The sequence below is a fragment of the Hydrogenophaga sp. genome, from assembly GCF_019635465.1.
GTDB lineage: Bacteria > Pseudomonadota > Gammaproteobacteria > Burkholderiales > Burkholderiaceae_C > Hydrogenophaga.
Genome location: NZ_JAHBZK010000022.1, coordinates 52,648 through 68,717, shown reverse-complemented (window position 1 = coordinate 68,717; position 16,070 = coordinate 52,648). Strand labels below are relative to the sequence as shown.

Annotated in this window: 16 protein-coding genes; 13 read left to right on the top strand and 3 right to left on the bottom strand. The window is 62.3% G+C overall.

Going from position 1 to position 16,070, the window contains the following annotated elements:
- Positions 1-87 precede the first annotated feature (87 nt).
- On the top strand, positions 88-1,074 hold the full coding sequence (gene msrP / locus KF871_RS17885) for a protein-methionine-sulfoxide reductase catalytic subunit MsrP (protein ID WP_291145734.1): 987 nt from the start codon (positions 88-90) through the stop codon (positions 1,072-1,074).
- Between the two features lie 5 nt (positions 1,075-1,079).
- Complete coding sequence (locus tag KF871_RS17880) at positions 1,080-1,718, top strand: sulfite oxidase heme-binding subunit YedZ (protein WP_291145731.1); 639 nt, start codon at positions 1,080-1,082, stop codon at positions 1,716-1,718.
- Here KF871_RS17880 and lysA read toward each other — a convergent pair.
- Both lysA and KF871_RS18785 read right to left on the bottom strand, forming a co-directional pair.
- A complete protein-coding gene (gene lysA / locus KF871_RS17875) occupies positions 1,688-2,950 on the bottom strand; it encodes a diaminopimelate decarboxylase (protein ID WP_291145728.1) in 1,263 nt (420 codons plus the stop codon). The genes KF871_RS17880 and lysA overlap by 31 nt on opposite strands.
- Positions 2,913-3,053 carry a lipoprotein gene (locus KF871_RS18785; RefSeq protein WP_367172066.1) on the bottom strand — a complete coding sequence of 47 codons (141 nt, stop codon included), beginning with the start codon at positions 3,051-3,053 and terminating at the stop codon, positions 2,913-2,915. Before KF871_RS18785 ends, lysA begins: the two co-directional genes overlap by 38 nt.
- A gap of 63 nt (positions 3,054-3,116) precedes the next feature.
- Here KF871_RS18785 and cyaY point away from each other — a divergent pair, with 63 nt between their 5' ends.
- A complete protein-coding gene (gene cyaY / locus KF871_RS17870; protein ID WP_291145725.1) occupies positions 3,117-3,446 on the top strand; it encodes an iron donor protein CyaY in 330 nt (109 codons plus the stop codon).
- Here cyaY and KF871_RS17865 read toward each other — a convergent pair.
- Positions 3,436-5,835 (bottom strand): penicillin-binding protein 1A, encoded by a 2,400-nt coding sequence (locus KF871_RS17865; RefSeq protein ID WP_291145786.1) that lies wholly within the window; start codon positions 5,833-5,835, stop codon positions 3,436-3,438. The two genes, cyaY and KF871_RS17865, sit on opposite strands and share 11 nt — an antisense overlap.
- A 287-nt stretch (positions 5,836-6,122) precedes the next feature.
- Here KF871_RS17865 and KF871_RS17860 point away from each other — a divergent pair, with 287 nt between their 5' ends.
- From KF871_RS17860 to KF871_RS17815, 10 genes are read left to right on the top strand one after another with little or no spacing between them, the layout of a single operon-like run.
- Entirely contained in the window at positions 6,123-7,202 is a 1,080-nt protein-coding gene (locus KF871_RS17860; RefSeq protein ID WP_291145722.1) for a pilus assembly protein PilM, read from the top strand.
- Positions 7,199-7,813 (top strand): PilN domain-containing protein, encoded by a 615-nt coding sequence (locus KF871_RS17855; protein ID WP_291145719.1) that lies wholly within the window; start codon positions 7,199-7,201, stop codon positions 7,811-7,813. Before KF871_RS17860 ends, KF871_RS17855 begins: the two co-directional genes overlap by 4 nt.
- A 10-nt stretch (positions 7,814-7,823) precedes the next feature.
- On the top strand, positions 7,824-8,495 hold the full coding sequence (locus tag KF871_RS17850) for a type 4a pilus biogenesis protein PilO (RefSeq protein ID WP_291145716.1): 672 nt from the start codon (positions 7,824-7,826) through the stop codon (positions 8,493-8,495).
- Positions 8,495-9,043: a pilus assembly protein PilP gene (locus KF871_RS17845; RefSeq protein ID WP_291145714.1), complete on the top strand. Its 549-nt coding sequence runs from the start codon at positions 8,495-8,497 to the stop codon at positions 9,041-9,043. The genes KF871_RS17850 and KF871_RS17845 overlap by 1 nt, the downstream gene beginning before the upstream one ends.
- Positions 9,040-11,166 carry a type IV pilus secretin PilQ gene (gene pilQ, locus KF871_RS17840; RefSeq protein WP_291145711.1) on the top strand — a complete coding sequence of 709 codons (2,127 nt, stop codon included), beginning with the start codon at positions 9,040-9,042 and terminating at the stop codon, positions 11,164-11,166. Before KF871_RS17845 ends, pilQ begins: the two co-directional genes overlap by 4 nt.
- On the top strand, positions 11,163-11,717 hold the full coding sequence (locus KF871_RS17835; RefSeq protein ID WP_291145709.1) for a shikimate kinase: 555 nt from the start codon (positions 11,163-11,165) through the stop codon (positions 11,715-11,717). Before pilQ ends, KF871_RS17835 begins: the two co-directional genes overlap by 4 nt.
- A 41-nt stretch (positions 11,718-11,758) precedes the next feature.
- Complete coding sequence (gene aroB / locus KF871_RS17830; RefSeq protein WP_291145706.1) at positions 11,759-12,880, top strand: 3-dehydroquinate synthase; 1,122 nt, start codon at positions 11,759-11,761, stop codon at positions 12,878-12,880.
- Positions 12,880-14,055, top strand: a complete 1,176-nt coding sequence (locus KF871_RS17825) for a deoxyguanosinetriphosphate triphosphohydrolase (RefSeq protein ID WP_291145784.1) — start codon at positions 12,880-12,882, stop codon at positions 14,053-14,055. Before aroB ends, KF871_RS17825 begins: the two co-directional genes overlap by 1 nt.
- Positions 14,052-15,248 (top strand): CynX/NimT family MFS transporter, encoded by a 1,197-nt coding sequence (locus tag KF871_RS17820; protein ID WP_291145703.1) that lies wholly within the window; start codon positions 14,052-14,054, stop codon positions 15,246-15,248. The genes KF871_RS17825 and KF871_RS17820 overlap by 4 nt, the downstream gene beginning before the upstream one ends.
- A 16-nt stretch (positions 15,249-15,264) precedes the next feature.
- Positions 15,265-15,972 carry a transposase gene (locus tag KF871_RS17815; RefSeq protein WP_291145698.1) on the top strand — a complete coding sequence of 236 codons (708 nt, stop codon included), beginning with the start codon at positions 15,265-15,267 and terminating at the stop codon, positions 15,970-15,972.
- Positions 15,973-16,070 lie beyond the last annotated feature (98 nt).

The following is a 16,070-nucleotide window of genomic DNA, read 5'->3' as shown; positions in this document are numbered from 1 at the left end:
CGGAAACCGGTAAGACTTTCGCGGGTCGAACGACGGACCCGCATGGGGCGCGGTTTCCGGCGCTCCCATCCAACCGGAGGTCTTGCCATGCTCATTCGCACCCAACAAAACGGTTTCAACCACCCGCTGGCCAGCGACATCACGCCCAAGTCGATGGTGCTGCAGCGACGCTCCTGGTTGCTGGCGGCCGCCGCGGCCGGTGCCACCTGGGCCACCCGTGACGCCTTGGCCGCCACCGTCGCCCCCCCAGGCAAGTTGTCAGCGCTGCCCGGAAAGCCGTCTGCGGTGCCCGGGGCCAGCACGGGGGAGGCGGTGGCCAGTTATGACGACGCCACCAGCTACAACAACTTCTACGAGTTTGGCACCGACAAGAGTGATCCGGCCAGCTATGCGCGCAGCCTGAAACCGCGCCCCTGGTCGGTGCAGGTCGAGGGTCTGGTCAACAAGCCGGGCCGGTTCGACCTTGACGCCCTGCTCAAACTGGCCCCGATGGAGGAACGGATCTACCGCCTGCGCTGTGTGGAAGGCTGGTCCATGGTGATCCCCTGGGTGGGTTACTCGCTGGCAGAACTCATCAAGCGGGTGGAGCCGCAGGGCAGTGCCAAGTACGTGCAGTTCGTGACACTGGCGGACGAGAAGCAAATGCCCGGCGTGCGCTCACGTGTGTTGAACTGGCCGTATGTGGAGGGGCTGCGCATGGACGAAGCCATGCACCCGCTGACCCTGCTGGCTTTCGGCATGTATGGCGAGGTCTTGCCCAATCAGAACGGGGCGCCCCTGCGGGTGGCCGTGCCCTGGAAGTACGGATTCAAAAGCGCCAAATCGATCGTGGCCATCCGCTTCACCGAGCAGCAGCCCAAGACCTCCTGGAACGAAGCCGCGCCGCAGGAGTACGGCTTCTATTCCAACGTGAACCCCCAGGTGTCGCACCCCCGTTGGAGCCAAGCCAACGAACGCCGGATTGGCGAGTCGGTGGGCTTGTTCGCCAAGCGGCGTCAGACGCAGATGTTCAACGGCTACGAGGCACAGGTGGGTCAGCTCTACGCCGGCATGGATCTGCGCAAGAACTACTGATCGCGATGCAACGCGCTGCTGTGCAACGGGTGCTTTTGCACCCGCTGGCCAAACCTTTGGTGTTCGTCGTCTGGCTGCTGCCGTTTGCCTGGCTGTTCTACGCGGCCGCCGCGGATGCACTGGGAGCCAATCCGGCCGAAGCACTGATCCGGTCGTTGGGCGACTGGACCCTGCGTGCCTTGGTGCTGGTGTTGCTGGTCACACCGCTGCGTGTGCAACTGGGTTTGCCAGCGCTGGCGCGCTTTCGGCGCATGCTGGGTGTGTATGTGTTTTTCTATGCCACCCTGCATTGGCTGGCCTATGTGGCCTTTGACATGGGCTTTGTGTGGGCCGATGTCGTGGCCGACATTCCGAAGCGTCCGTTCATCTTGGTCGGTACGGCTGCCTGGTTGCTGTTGCTCGCCTTGGCGGCAACCTCATTCAACCGCGCAATACGCGCGCTGGGTGCGGCCCGTTGGCAAGCCTTGCATCGAAGCGTTTACGCGATCGTGGGCCTGGCGCTGTTGCACTTTTTCTGGATGCGCGCGGGCAAGCACAACTTCACCGAGGTGGGTGTCTACGCGGCCATCTTTGCTGTGTTGCTGGGCTGGCGCCTGTGGCGGCGCCTCATGCCTCAGGGCAGCAGGGTTTCCAGTCGCATCTGATCGGCGGCGCTCTCGCGCTGGCGGATCACCGTGGTGGTCTGTCCGTCCACCAGCACTTCAGCGGCCCGTCCGCGGGTGTTGTAGTTGCTGGCCATGCTCATGCAGTAGGCACCGGCCGACAACACGGCCAGGCGGTCGCCAGCTTGCACCGTCAGCGCCCGGTCTCGGCCGATCCAGTCACCGCTTTCGCAGACCGGACCAACGACGTCCCAGATGGCAGGATCGCCTGCGCGCGGCTTGACTGGTTCGATGCGATGAAACGCCTGGTACATCGCAGGGCGAGGCAAGTCGTTCATGGCGGCGTCGACGATCAGGAAGTTCTTGTGCTCGCCGGGCTTGGTGTACAGCACCTCGGTCAAACACACCCCGGCGTTGCCAACGATCGAGCGGCCGGGCTCGATCGTCACTTTGCGGTCACCGTAGCCGCGCGCATCGAGCCGTGCCAGCAATTGAGGCCAGAGCTGATCGGCGGCCGGCGGGGTGTCGCCGTTGTAGTCAATGCCCAGCCCGCCGCCGAAGTCAATGTGGTGCAGGCGAATGCCGGCGGCCTCGATCGCGTCAACGAGGTCCAGCACGCGGTCCATGGCGTCGAGGTAGGGCGACGATTCGGTGATCTGCGAGCCGATGTGGCAATCGATGCCCACGACTTCGAGCGCCGCACAGGATGCCGCGTGGCGATAGGTCTCCAGGACCTCGCCATGTGCGATGCCGAACTTGTTGCCCTTGAGTCCAGTGGAAATGTAGGGGTGCGTCCGCGCGTCAACGTCGGGGTTGACGCGAACGCTCACGCGCGCGCGCCGCTGCACGCTGCGAGCCACCGCGTCGAGCGTGTCCAACTCGCTGCGGCTTTCGACATTGAAGCATCCGATACCCAGCTCAAGTGCGCGGCGCATGTCGTCGCGCGACTTGCCCACGCCGGAAAACACGATGCGCTCGGGGGCGCAACCCGCAGCCAGCGCGCGTTCGAGCTCGCCCCCGGAAACAATGTCCAGGCCACAACCGGCGCGCACCAGGGTTTGCAGAATGGCCAACGATGAGTTGGCCTTCATCGCGTAGCAGATCAGGTGATCGCGCCCGGCCAGACCGCGTTGGTAGCTGGACAGCGCGTCAAGCATGGCGGCCTTGCTGTAGACGAACAGCGGTGTTCCGTGTTGCTGGGCCAGGTGATCGAGGGCGACGTCCTCGAAGTACAACTCACCGTTGCGTTGCGTCAGGTGCGCGGGCAGGGGCATGTGCGGGTTTGGTGGTGGCGTCGGACGAAGGTGGCGACGGCAGGTACAAAGGGCCTCTCTGCCCGCACGCAGTCAAGCCCGACAACAGCAGCGACAAGGCCATGACCCGAGCGGGGCCGAAACAGCAACCTAGAATGCGCAGCCACCCGATCATCCGCGCATTGTAATGACCGACCTCGAATACCAGGACCGAGCCGAAGCGCTGTTGCGCGCCATCGAGCTGGCCTGCGACCGCATCAACGAGGAAACCGACGCCGACCTCGACAACCAGCGTGTGGGCGGGATGATCACGATCACGTTTGCCAATCGCAGCCAGATCGTGATCAATCTGCAAAAGCCCCTGCACGAAGTCTGGCTGGCCGCGCGAGCCGGCGGCTTCCACTACAAGCACGACGGCGCGTCGTGGCTGGACACCAAGGGCAATGGCGAGTTTTTCGAGAACCTGAGCCGCTACGCGAGTGAGCAGGCCGGGCGGACGCTTTGCTTCAGTTCCTGAACAGGTCCAGAATGCTGCGCCGCTCTTCGACGGCAGGCAGCGGCGCCGCGACCGGCATGCCATTGGCGTCGACCTCGGTGCCATTGGGGGCGCCAGGCCAGGGGTCTGCCAGACCGATGCCGTGCACGCCATTGCCCGGGCCGAATTCTTCGTAGTACCACTCACCGCCAATGTTCACGACGCCAGGCGGCACGGGATAAGTGGCCACGGGCACGTCCTTGAGCATGTCCTGCATGAACGAAATCCAGATCGGCAGCGCCAAGCCGCCGCCGGTTTCACGGCTGCCCAGGTTGCGGGGGGTGTCGTAACCCACCCAGGCGGCCGCGGCCAGCGTGGGCTGATAACCAACGAACCACGCATCGACGGCATCGTTGGTGGTGCCGGTCTTGCCGTACAGGTCGGGCCGCTTGAGGGTGGCTTGCGCTCGTGCAGCGGTGCCCGATCGCGTGATCTCCTGCAGCAGGCTGCTCATGATGAATGCGTTGCGGGGCTCGATAGCCCGCGGCGCGTTGTCCAGTGTGATCTGCGGTGCCTCGAACAGCACATGGCCCCGGGCGTCGGTCACGCGTGTGATCAGCACCGGCGAGATACGGTGACCGCCGTTGGCAAACACGGAGTACGCCGACACCATCTGCAGCGGCGTCGCCGATCCGGCGCCCAGTGCCATCGTCAGAAACGGAGGGTGCTTGTCGGCCTCAAACCCGAAGCGGGTCGCCCACTCCTGGGCGCTTTGTGTGCCCACCAACTGCAGGACACGAATGGACACCATGTTCTTGGACTTCGCGAGCGCCCGTCGCACCGACATCGGGCCTTCGAACTGCCCGTCGTAGTTCTTGGGCTCCCACGGTTTGCCACCCGTGTCCTCTGCCGAATAGAACAAAGGCGCATCGTTGACCACGGTGCTGGGGGTCAGGCCCTTCTCCAGTGCGGCTGAATAGATGAAGGGCTTGAAGCTGGAACCGGGTTGACGCCACGCCTGCGTGACGTGATTGAACTTGCTCTTGTTGAAGTCGAAGCCACCGACCAAGGCGGCGATTCGACCATTGCGTGGGTCCAGGGCCACGAAGGCGGCCTCGACCTCTGGCAGCTGTGTGATGCGCCAAGACTTTTCGTTGACCTGCACGATCCTCACCACCGCGCCCGGGCGAATCTTGATGTTGGGACCGGCCTTGTCGGACAGCCCTGACTGAACCGGTCGCAGCCCTTCCCCGGTGATTTCGATCGGGTCGCCGTCCTGGCGAACCACGACCACCTTCTTGGCGCTCGCTTCGAGCACCACAGCCGACAGCAAGTCCCCGTTGTCCGGCCGATCGGACAGTGCATCGTCGATCACCGCATCACGTTGCTGAGGGTCGGCGGGCAGGCTCACGAACAGTTCCGGGCCGCGATAGAACTGACGTCGCTCATAGTCCAGCACGCCTTGGCGCAGCGAGCGATAGGCCGATTCCTGTGCCTTGGGGTCGATGGTGGTATTGACCACCAGCCCACGCGTGTAGGCGGCCTCGCCATATTGCGCGACGATGGCTTGACGCACCATCTCGGCGATGAACTCGGCCGGCAGGTTGTCTTCCTTGGCCGGCCGCTTGAGCTGGACAACCTCCTTCTTGGCGGCTTCAGCTTGAGCCGCCGTGATGAAGCCGTTCTCGACCATGCGGTCGATGATGTACCGCTGTCGGATCTGGGCGCGCTTGGGGTTGCGTAACGGGTTGTAGGCGGAGGGCGCCTGCGGCAAGCCGGCAAGCAAAGCTGCCTCGGCGATCGAGACGTCCTGCAATCGCTTGCCGAAGTAAGTCTGCGCCGCCGAGGCAAACCCGTAGGCACGCTGACCCAGGAAGATCTGGTTCATGTAGATCTCGAGGATCTGCTCTTTGCTCAGCATGTGCTCGAGCTTGAAGGTCAGCAGCACCTCGTAGATCTTGCGGGTGTAGCTCTTCTCCGCCGAGAGGTAGACGTTGCGAGCCACCTGCATGGTGATGGTCGATGCGCCCTGGCTCTTGGCCTCGCGGAGGTTGGCCAGCGCCGCTCGCACCATGCCCTTGTAGTCAATACCACTGTGCTCGAAGAAGCGAGCGTCTTCGATCGACAGCACCGCCTGCTTCATGATGTCCGGAATCTGGTCGATCGTGAGGAGGTTTCGGCGCTCTTCGCCGAACTCGCCCATGAGGTCCCCATTGGCGGCCAACACGCGCAGTGGCAGCTTTGGGCGATAGTCTGCGAGGCCAGTGACGTCGGGCAAATTGGGATAGGCGACGGCCAGCGCAATGCCAAGAGCCATCAACATTGCCGCAACACCCGCAGCCGCCAGTCCGGCCACAGCCACCACCAAGCGCCCCAGGAAAGTGAGTGTGTGAGGAGCCGCAGATACTGGCTTGGCACTGTCGGCGGGCATGGGCTTGGGATCTCGGGTCATTCAGGTTCCAGGCAAGGCGGACGACATTGTAGGAGTCGGCTCAGTGAGCGGCGCATTTGGGTCCAAGCGTCCTTGTGTGGGCATGTGACCGGGTTCCTGCCCTGTCGTTCATTGCATCACGCAGGCATTTCGATACGTCGGCTTTTGACAACGTTTCGATTTGTCGCTTGGGCAAAAATTCTTTGCTGCTCAATGGGCTTACTGCTAGCATTGAAGTGAATTCTTAAGTCTGGCGCGGCCGATGGCCTCGCGTTTTGGGGGCTACCTTGGTCTCATTGGGATCACTCTTCAGCCGGGAGCCGGCGCCGTTGCTCGGCATCGATGTGAGTTCGTCCAGCGTCAAGTTGGTGGAGCTCAACCGAAACCGTGCAGGCGAATTCGTTCTTGAACGCTGCGCCATGGAGCCGCTCGAGCGGGGCTGGATCACGGACGGCAACATCGAAAAGTTCGATGAAGTGGCCGACGCCATTCGCCGGGTCGTGCGCAAGAGCGGCAGCAAAACCAAGAACGTTGCATTGGCGCTGCCCGCCTCAGCGGTGATCACCAAGAAGATCATTCTTCCGGGTGGTATGAGCGACAAGGAACTCGAAGCTCAGGTCGAATCCGAGGCCAACCAGTACATCCCCTTTTCGCTGGACGAGGTCAGCCTTGACTTCTGTGTGGTCGGTCCGAGTGCGACATCCGTGGGTGATGTCGAGGTGCTGATCGCTGCTTCGCGCAAAGAGAAGGTGTCGGACCGTCAGGGCCTGGCTGAAGCCGCAGGCCTCAAGCCCGTGGTCATGGATGTCGAGTCGTATGCGTCGCGTCTGGCTGCCGCCCGCGTGATCGAAACGCTGCCCAACCAGGGCGTGGATGCATTGGTCGCCCTGTTCGAGGTAGGTTCGATGACCACGAGCTTGCAGGTGATCCGCAATGACGAAGTTCTCTACGAGCGCGACCAGGCGTTTGGCGGTAACCAGCTGACACAGTTGATCATTCGTCAATACGGCTTCTCTCAGGATGAAGCGGAAGCGAAAAAGCGCTCTGGCGACCTGCCGGAGGACTATCAAACCGCTGTGCTCGACCCGTTTATTGAAAGCATGGCCCAGGAAGTTGGACGCGCGCTGCAATTCTTCTTCACGAGCACGCCCTACAACAAGATCGATCACATCCTGCTTGCGGGCGGCAGTGCGGCCTTGCTGGGTCTGACCGAAGCGGTGACGCACCAGACATCGTTTGCCTGCATGCTGATCAACCCTTTCGACGCGATGGAACTGGGTTCTGGCATTCAGGCGCGCAAGATTTCGCGTGAAGCCCCTGCCTACCTGACATCGACCGGACTGGCGTTGCGGAGGTTCTACCAATGATCCTCATCAACCTGTTGCCGCACCGAGAAGCGGCTCGCAAGCGCCAAAAGGACCAATTCTTCACGCAGCTGGCCTTGGCCGCCTTGCTGGGCGGGATCATCGGCGGGGCCATCTACACATGGTACCAGGGCCAGATTTCCAATCAGCAGGACCGCAACCGCTTCCTGACCCAGGAAATTGCCAAGCTGGACAAGGAAATCAAGGACATTGCCACGCTACAGCAACAAATTGCCTCGTTGCGCGCCCGTCAGACGGCGGTGGAAGACTTGCAGGCCGGTCGGAATTTGCCTGTCTATCTGCTGGAAGAACTGGTCAATCAGTTGCCCGAGGGTGTTTTCCTGCGCAGCATGAAGCAGCAGGGCACGTCGGTGTTGCTGACCGGTACGGCACAGTCCCAGGAGCGTGTGTCGGAGTTGTTGCGCAACCTGGCCAACAACAGCCCGGCGCTGACCCGGCCAGAGTTGGTGGAAATCGTGTCCGCCAACGCCGCCATCAGTGGGCGCGACGCACGCCGCGTCGCGAACTTCACCATGCGCGTTACCTTGCGCAAACCGGCCGCACCGACCCCAGCAGCGGCTCCCGCGACCGAGGCCCCGGCAGGGAAGGTGTGAGGTAGACGACATGGCAAAATCATCCGCACCTTCCATTGACTTCAAGGCGCTGCAGGACAAGGTCCGCGCCCAGTTCACCGGACTCGATCCCAACGATCCATCTCTCTGGCCTGCACTTCCCCGAAATCTGCTGTTTGTGGCAGTGTGCGTAGCTGTGGTGGCCGGCCTCTGGTTCTTCTGGCTCAAGAGTGTCGACGAAGAATTGGTGGCTGAAACCGCCAAAGAGCAGCAGCTGCGCGAAACCTACAAGAAAAAGCTTGTGCAGGCGGTCAATCTGGATGCATTGCGCAAGCAGTTGGAGCAGGTTCAGCAATATGTGACCCAGCTTGAGAAGCAACTGCCCAGCAAAGCTGAGATGGATGCACTGCTGTCTGACATCAACCAGGCGGGATTGGGTCGCAGTCTGCAGTTTGACCTGTTCAGGCCCGGCAACGTGGCCGTGCGCGAGTACTACGCCGAGTTGCCGATCACCATTCGTGTAACCGGGACCTACCACGACATTGGTCTGTTCGCGGGTGACATTGCCAACCTTTCGCGCATCGTCACGCTGAACGATCTGACGTTGACGCCGATCGGCGGCCGTGAGGGCTACTTGACCATGGACGGTGTGGCCAAGACCTACCGCTACCTCGATCCCGAAGAGGTCGCCGCCCAGCAAAAAGGCAAGGGGGCCAAGAAGTGATGCCGCGCAGTCCCTCTTTTTTGATCGTTGCCTGCACGGCGGCGCTGCTGGTGGGATGCACCTCGTCTGGCGAAGACGAACTGCAGGCCTGGATGCAGGCGGAGCGCAACGCCATCAAGCCCTCGGTACAACCGATTCCAGAACCCACGCGGTTCGTTCCGCAGCCTTACAGCGTGGAGCGACTCGTGCCGCCGTTCAGCACCGAGAAGCTGGCCAGTCTGTTGAGAGGCACGCAGAGTGCCACGAGTGCCAATTCGGCCGCGCTCATCGAACCGGAACTGGCACGTCGTCGGCAGCCGCTTGAGGCTTTTCCGCTCGATGCCATGGCCATGGTGGGTAGCCTGGATCGCAATGGCGAGCTCATTGCGCTGGTCAGGGTGGACCGGCTTCTGTACCAGGTTCGACCGGGTAACTACCTTGGCCAGAATTTCGGCCGGGTGACCCGCATCAGTGAAACCGAAGTGACGTTGCGCGAGATCGTGCAAGACGCAGCGGGCGAATGGATCGAGCGCCCGACGGCGCTGCAGCTAGTAGAGGAAGCTAAATGATGAACCCGAAGCAAACGATGTCCAGCGCGTCGTGGGGGCGGAGGATGACCCAGGGTGGTTTGGCCTTGTGCCTGCTGGCCGCCTCGTGTCTGGCGCATGCGCAGATGGCCATTCAATCGGTCACTGGCGGCATCCAAAGCGGTGTTGAAGTCATTCGCATCAACACGAGTGAACCGCTCAAGGCCATTCCTGCCAGCTTTTCGATTCAGTCCCCTGCGCGCATCGCGCTCGATTTTCCAGGCGTGGCCAACGCATTGGGCCGCAGCACGGTCGATATCAATCAAGGCAACCTGAAATCTGCCACAGTGGTGCAGGCCGGTGATCGCACGCGTGTGGTGATCAACCTCAAGCAGGCTGCGCCATATCAGACCAAGATCGACGGTAACGCGCTGCTGGTGGTGTTGGAGCGTTCGGAAGCGGTGACAGCCCAAACCAATCCGCCGTCTGCGTTTGCGGAAAGTCGCAATGTGGATGTGGATGCGCTTCGCGACATCGACTTCCGTCGCGGCACGGGCAGTTCCGGACGCGTCGTGGTGGAACTGCCCAACAACCAGGTGGGTGTCGACATTCGGCAAGAAGGCACTGGCCTCGTGGTCGATTTCCTCAAGAGCAGCCTGCCCGAGGGCCTGCGCCGCCGTCTTGACGTGACCGATTTCGGCACACCCGTCAAAACCGTCACCACCACGCAGAACGGTGACCGTGTGCGCATGGTCGTCAGCGCGGTGGGCAACTGGGAGCACTCGGCATATCAGAGCGACAACCAGTTCGTGTTGGAAGTGCGCGAGCAGCGGATCGATCCGTCCAAGCTGACGCAGGGGCCGGGTTACTCCGGTGAAAAGCTCTCGCTGAACTTCCAGAACATCGAAGTCCGCGCATTGCTTCAGGTGATTGCTGACTTCACGAACTTCAACGTCGTGACTTCCGACTCAGTCGGTGGCTCGGTGACGTTGCGATTGAAAGACGTGCCCTGGGACCAAGCCCTGGACATCATCATGCAAGCCAAAGGTCTTGGCTTGCGCAAGTCCGGCAATGTGCTCTGGATCGCACCGCGTGACGAGATCGCTGCCCGTGAGAAGCAGGAATTGGAAGCCCGCGCGGCCGTGGAAAGTCTGGAACAGGTGCGCACGCAGTCGTTCCAGATGAACTACGCCAAGGCGGCCGACATTGCGACGCAATTGACTGCAGGCGGAGCCTCAACAAGCAGTTCTTCAGGCGCCAACAATGCCCGCATCCTGTCCAACCGTGGCAGCGTGATCGCCGAGCCCCGCACCAACCAGCTCTTCGTGACCGACATTCCCTCGCGTCTGGAACAGGTGCAGGAACTGATCAAAAAGCTCGACATCCCCATTCGTCAGGTGCTGATCGAAGCCCGCATCGTCGAAGCGGATGACGACTTCAGCAAGTCCATCGGTGTTCGGCTGGGTGGTGGTATCCGTGACTTCAGTGCCGGCTCTGTCAATGGCAACGCAGTGCGGGGCAATTTCGGCAGCAACTACTCGGCGGTCACCACTGGCCCTACGCTGACCTCATCGCCGTTCGTCAACCTGCCGGCGGTGCCCACGAACGCGACGGCGGCCACCTACGCGCTGTCGTTGTTCAACCCCAGCGCAACACGCTTCCTGGCATTGGAAATTTCCGCCCTTGAGTCGGATGGCAAAGGTCGCGTGGTGTCGAGCCCGCGTGTCGTGACGGCAGACCAGGTGAAGGCCTTGATCGAGCAAGGCACCGAGTTCCCGTACCAGACGGCAACGTCCAGTGGTGCCACGGCAATCTCCTTCCGCAAGGCAAACCTTAAGCTGGAAGTGACGCCGCAGATCACCCCCGAGGGCAACATCATTCTTGACCTCGATGTGAACAAGGACACCCGTGGCGAAACTACCGCCGAAGGCATCGCGATTGACACCAAGCACGTGCAGACGCAAGTGCTGGTCGAAAACGGTGGCACGGTGGTCATCGGCGGCATCTTCGAGCGCACCGAACGCAACGAGTTGCGCAAGGTTCCGCTGCTCGGTGATCTCCCGGGCGTGGGCAACTTGTTCAAGTCCCGTGACAAGCTCGACAGCCGTTCCGAGTTGCTGATTTTCATCACGCCGCGCGTCCTGGGCCGTACCGCAATCAATTGAGTCTGACCTCTCCGGTCTTCCTGGTCGGTCTGCCAGGATCGGGCAAATCCACTGTCGGTCGCCAGCTGGCCCGGCGGCTGGGTTTGCCCTTTGTTGATGTGGACCACGCCATTGAGGCGCGCATCGGCTGCTCCATCCGGTCGTTCTTCGAGCGTGAGGGCGAGGATCCATTTCGGGCCATCGAATCAATGATGCTCGACGAGCTCAGCATGGGCCCGTCGAAGATCATCTCGACGGGGGGAGGCGCGGTGTTGCGATCCGAAAATCGAGACCTGATGCGGGAACGGGGATCTGTCGTCTACCTGCGGTCTTCACCCGAAGAGTTGATCCGCCGCCTTCGGCATGATCGCAATCGTCCACTGCTGCAGGTCGCGGATCCGCTGGCGAAACTGCGGGAATTGCATGCGCAGCGCCACCCCTTGTATGCCGAGACAGCCCATTTCACGATCGAGACGGGCCGCCCTTCGGTGGCGACATTGGTCAACATGATCGTCATGCAACTGGAACTCGCGGGCATATTGATCAGCGACGCCCCGAATGAGGCCGGTTGAGGGCGACGCAGCCCGAACCTCACGCGACATACACTCGCGTGATGACCGCTTCCACCGCCAATCTGCAGAACAAGGTCCACATTGATCTGGGCGAGCGCAGCTACGACATCCAAATTGGCAGCCACTTGATCGGCAGTTCGGCCACGTTCGAGGGTCTGCCCGACGGCGGCATCGCGTTGGTTGTCTCAAACGAAGTTGTAGCGCCGCTTTACCTGGCATCGCTCTTGGCGGCATTGAGACCCCGTCATGCGCAAGTTCATTCGGTCGTCTTGCCCGATGGGGAGTCGCACAAGGAGTGGTCGACATTGCAGACCATCTTCGACGGGCTGCTCAAGCATGGTTGCGATCGAAAGACGGTTTTGTACGCTCTGGGGGGTGGCGTTGTCGGGGACATGACGGGTTTTGCCGCGGCTTGCTACATGCGTGGTGTTTCGTTTGTGCAGGTGCCCACGACGCTGCTTGCGCAAGTGGACTCCTCCGTCGGCGGCAAGACGGGCATCAACCACCCGTTGGGCAAGAACATGGTGGGCGCGTTTCATCAACCGCTGCGCGTGGTGTGCGACCTCAGCGCTTTAAACACCCTGCCGGAGCGCGAACTCAGTGCCGGGCTCGCGGAAGTCATCAAGTACGGCCCGATCGCCGACATGGCGTTCATGACCTGGCTGGAAGACCACATGGATGACTTGATGCAACGGGATCCGGACGCGTTGGCTGTGGCGGTCAAACGGAGCTGCGAAATCAAGGCGCAAGTCGTCGCCAGCGATGAACGCGAAAGCGGTCTGCGCGCCATATTGAACTTTGGGCATACCTTTGGTCACGCCATTGAGGCGGGCATGGGCTATGGGTCCTGGTTGCATGGTGAGGCCGTGGGCTGTGGCATGGTGCTGGCGGCCAGGTTGTCTCAGCGTTTGGGCCTGGTGGACGCGCAGTTTGTCGACAGGTTGGTCGCCCTGATCCAGCGCGCAAAGCTGCCAACGGTTGCGCCAGTGATCGATGCCAGCGACAACGCCAGCCGATACGTCGAACTGATGCGTCACGACAAAAAGGCCGAGGCTGGCGCCATTCGCTTCGTGCTCATTGACGGTCCTGGGCGCGCCATGCTGCGTCCGGTGGATCCGGCCTTGGCGATCGAGGTGATCGAGTCCGGCTGCCGTATTGCGTGATGGCTGCGCTGGCGACCTACGCTTGCGACCCGGCAGAGAGCCGCGGACGGCGGTACCCCGAAGCGCCTGCGCCGACACGCACCGGGTTCCAGCGTGATCGAGATCGGGTGATCCACTCGACGGCGTTCCGGCGCCTGGTCTACAAGACGCAGGTGTTTCTCAATCACGAGGGTGATCTGTTTCGCACCCGCCTGACGCATTCCATCGAGGTGGCGCAGCTCGGCCGCAGCATTGCGCGCTCCTTGTCTTTGTGCGAAGACCTTGTCGAGGCCATTGCCCTGGCACACGACCTTGGGCACACGCCATTCGGTCACGCGGGTCAGGACGCCTTGCACGCAGCGATGGGCGCTGCGAGCGCACGCGCCGTGTCCTCTGAGGGAGCCGAAGATGTGGTTCTGGGATTCGAGCACAACCTGCAAAGCCTTCGAGTGGTGGATGAGCTTGAAGAACGCTACCCGGCGTTCGATGGTCTGAATCTCAGTTTTGAAACTCGCGAAGGCATTCTGAAACACTGTTCACGACGCAATGCCGAGCGGCTGGAGCTGCGAGAACCTGGTGGGGTGGCTTCGCGCTTTCTCGTCGGCGGATCACCTTCGTTGGAGGCCCAGTTGTGCAATCTCGCCGACGAGATCGCCTACAACGCACATGACATCGACGACGGCGTGCGCTCCGGTCTCATCACCCTCGAACAACTTGAAGCCGTCGATCTGTTTGAATCCCATCGGTGCGAGGCCTTGCACGAGCATCCCTCGCTGGTGGGGCGGCGCCTGTTGTTCGAGGCCATTCGCCGCATGTTGAGCGCTCAGGTGTATGACGTGATCGATGCCACCCGCACGCGATTGGCTGTAGAAGGCGTCCAGACGCTGGATGAGGTGCGCCAGGCGCCTGTGCTGGTCACCTTCTCCGATGACATGCGCGCCAGGAGTCAGGCTCTCAAGTCCTTCCTCTTTCGCAATCTGTACCGGCATCCTCAGGTCATGGAAACCACAGGCCGCGCACGCCAGATCATTGGTGATTTGTTTCAGCGTTATCTGGAAGAACCGGGTGAGCTTCCAGCGGCTTACCAACGCCCAGCAGGACAACCGCGCGCGGTCGCCGACTACATCGCCGGCATGACAGACCGCTTCGCGATCCGTGAGCATGAGCGCTTGTTTGGCGAGGTGATGTTCCCATGACTGGCATGGCCAGTCCGCGCCGAATTGCAGCCTTGGTCGTGCTGGTCGGCGTGACCTGTGCGCTGCACATTGGCAAATTGCCACCGGCGGTTCGCGCCTTGCAGGTCGATCTGCACATTTCCCTGATCCAGGCCGGATTCCTTCTGTCGCTGGTGCAGTTGGCCGGCATGTTCCTGGGGCTGGTCGTCGGGCTAGGCGCCGACCGCTATGGTCCACGCCGCGTCAGCCTGGTGGGTTTGCTCATCATGTCGCTGGGCAGCGCCTGGGGCGGGCTTGCACATTCCACCGAATCGCTGCTGATCTCGCGGGCAGTCGAAGGTCTGGGGTTCTTGCTGGCGGTACTGCCCGCACCCGCGTTGATCCGTTTGCACGTACGGCACGACGATCACCTCCTGGTCAAGGCGTTGGGCTGGTGGGGGGCCTACATGCCTTTGGGTACAGCCCTGGCCTTGCTGCTGGCTGCGCCAGTGATCGACGCCTGGGGCTGGCGTGCCGTGTGGTTTGGGCTCGCCGCACTGTCCCTTGTCGCCGCATGTCTGATGGCGTGGGGAGTGCCCTCGACGTCTGCGGGTGAAAGGGGCGGCGCTGCGCTGTGGCCGCGACTGCGCAAGACCTTGTCGACCACCGGACCCTGGCTGGTCGCGGTTGCGTTCTTGCTTTACTCCGGGCAGTGGCTGGCCGTGGTGGGGTTCCTTCCCACCATATTCGTTGACGCCGGCTTGGGCGGTGTCGCAGCGGCGTGGCTCAGTGCACTGGCTGCCGCGGTGAACATGGTCGGCAACATCGGGGCAGGCCGCTTGGTGGCGCACGGTGTCCGGCCACTTGTGTTGCTGAGGGTGGCTTACGCTTGCATGTTGGTGGGGGCGGTGCTGGCCTTCGCGCCAGGTGGGCCGTTCCTGGTGCGGTACCTGGGTGTGCTGGCGTTCTCGGGCGTGGGGGGGCTGATTCCCGGTACCTTGTTCGGTTTGGCCGTGCGTCTGGCGCCGGGCGACGACACCGTGTCGACCACCGTCGGCTGGATGCAGCAGCTCTCGGCGCTCGGTCAGTTTTCAGGGCCACCCATCGTGGCGTGGTTGGCCACGCGGGTCGGCGGGTGGCAGTGGAGTTGGGTGGTGACCGGGGCGTCCAGCCTGCTGGGTCTGTGGGTCGCTCAGCGGATCCATGCGGCCCTGGCGGTGCACGCCAAGCGCTGACGCAACGATTGCCCTCATGGCCCGCCTGCCTCGTCTGACCTTGCCCAATGTGGCACATCTCGTCTCACAGCGAGGCAATGGGCGCCAGGCCATCGTCCTGGACAACGAGGATCGCGAAGCGCTGGTGGGCTTGATATTGCAGCAAGCGAAAGGGCTGGGCGTGGCACTGCACGCCTGGGCCTTGCTCGAAGATCGTTTGCTGCTGTTGGCGACGCCCACGACCCCAGACGGTGTGCCGAAGATGATGCAGGCCATCGGTCGAAGTTACGTCCGCCGCTTCAATCAGCGGCACCAGCGCCGGGGCACCTTATGGGAAGGGCGATACCGTTCCACGGTGGTGCAGGCTGAGCGCCACATGATCGATTGCATGGCATATGTCGAGTGGCAGCCGGTGCGCGCAGGCTTGGCGGCAGAAGCAAGGGACTACGCCTGGTCCAGTCACCGGCAGTTGGTGGGGCTGGAGCAAAGCCGTGGATTGAGCCCGCCTGCCGCCTACTGGGCGCTGGGCAACACCCCATTCGCGCGAGAAGAAGCCTATCGGGAGCGGGTTCGCGCAGGCCTGCCGCAAGCGCTCGAACGGCAGATTGCCGATGCGGTCGAACACGGATGGGCCTTGGGCGATGAGGCTTTTCTCCAGGCACTGCAGCGCGTCACACCACGGCGTCCGACCCGCGCGCGCCGTGGTCGCCCGCCGGCGCAGACCCCCGAGACAGTCAGCCGTTGATCGCTGCTGTCACGCCTCCATTCGCGGGTGCGGGCGTGCCTTCGATTTGATGTGTCCCTATTAAAGGGTTTTCCGTTTGTACTCCGTATTTAAATGGG

Excerpts from the sequence above, each read along its gene's own strand:
- KF871_RS17865 (WP_291145786.1), bottom strand. The coding sequence starts at position 5,835 with ATGCCCGCCGACAGTGCCAAGCCAGTATCTGCGGCTCCTCACACACTC.
- aroB (WP_291145706.1), top strand. The coding sequence starts at position 11,759 with ATGACCGCTTCCACCGCCAATCTGCAGAACAAGGTCCACATTGATCTG.
- KF871_RS17855 (WP_291145719.1), top strand. The coding sequence starts at position 7,199 with ATGATCCTCATCAACCTGTTGCCGCACCGAGAAGCGGCTCGCAAGCGC.
- KF871_RS17880 (WP_291145731.1), top strand. The coding sequence starts at position 1,080 with ATGCAACGCGCTGCTGTGCAACGGGTGCTTTTGCACCCGCTGGCCAAA.
- KF871_RS17815 (WP_291145698.1), top strand. The coding sequence starts at position 15,265 with ATGGCCCGCCTGCCTCGTCTGACCTTGCCCAATGTGGCACATCTCGTC.
- cyaY (WP_291145725.1), top strand. The coding sequence starts at position 3,117 with ATGACCGACCTCGAATACCAGGACCGAGCCGAAGCGCTGTTGCGCGCC.
- pilQ (WP_291145711.1), top strand. The coding sequence starts at position 9,040 with ATGATGAACCCGAAGCAAACGATGTCCAGCGCGTCGTGGGGGCGGAGG.
- KF871_RS17820 (WP_291145703.1), top strand. The coding sequence starts at position 14,052 with ATGACTGGCATGGCCAGTCCGCGCCGAATTGCAGCCTTGGTCGTGCTG.
- msrP (WP_291145734.1), top strand. The coding sequence starts at position 88 with ATGCTCATTCGCACCCAACAAAACGGTTTCAACCACCCGCTGGCCAGC.
- lysA (WP_291145728.1), bottom strand. The coding sequence starts at position 2,950 with ATGCCCCTGCCCGCGCACCTGACGCAACGCAACGGTGAGTTGTACTTC.
- KF871_RS18785 (WP_367172066.1), bottom strand. The coding sequence starts at position 3,053 with ATGGCCTTGTCGCTGCTGTTGTCGGGCTTGACTGCGTGCGGGCAGAGA.
- KF871_RS17845 (WP_291145714.1), top strand. The coding sequence starts at position 8,495 with ATGCCGCGCAGTCCCTCTTTTTTGATCGTTGCCTGCACGGCGGCGCTG.
- KF871_RS17850 (WP_291145716.1), top strand. The coding sequence starts at position 7,824 with ATGGCAAAATCATCCGCACCTTCCATTGACTTCAAGGCGCTGCAGGAC.
- KF871_RS17825 (WP_291145784.1), top strand. The coding sequence starts at position 12,880 with ATGGCTGCGCTGGCGACCTACGCTTGCGACCCGGCAGAGAGCCGCGGA.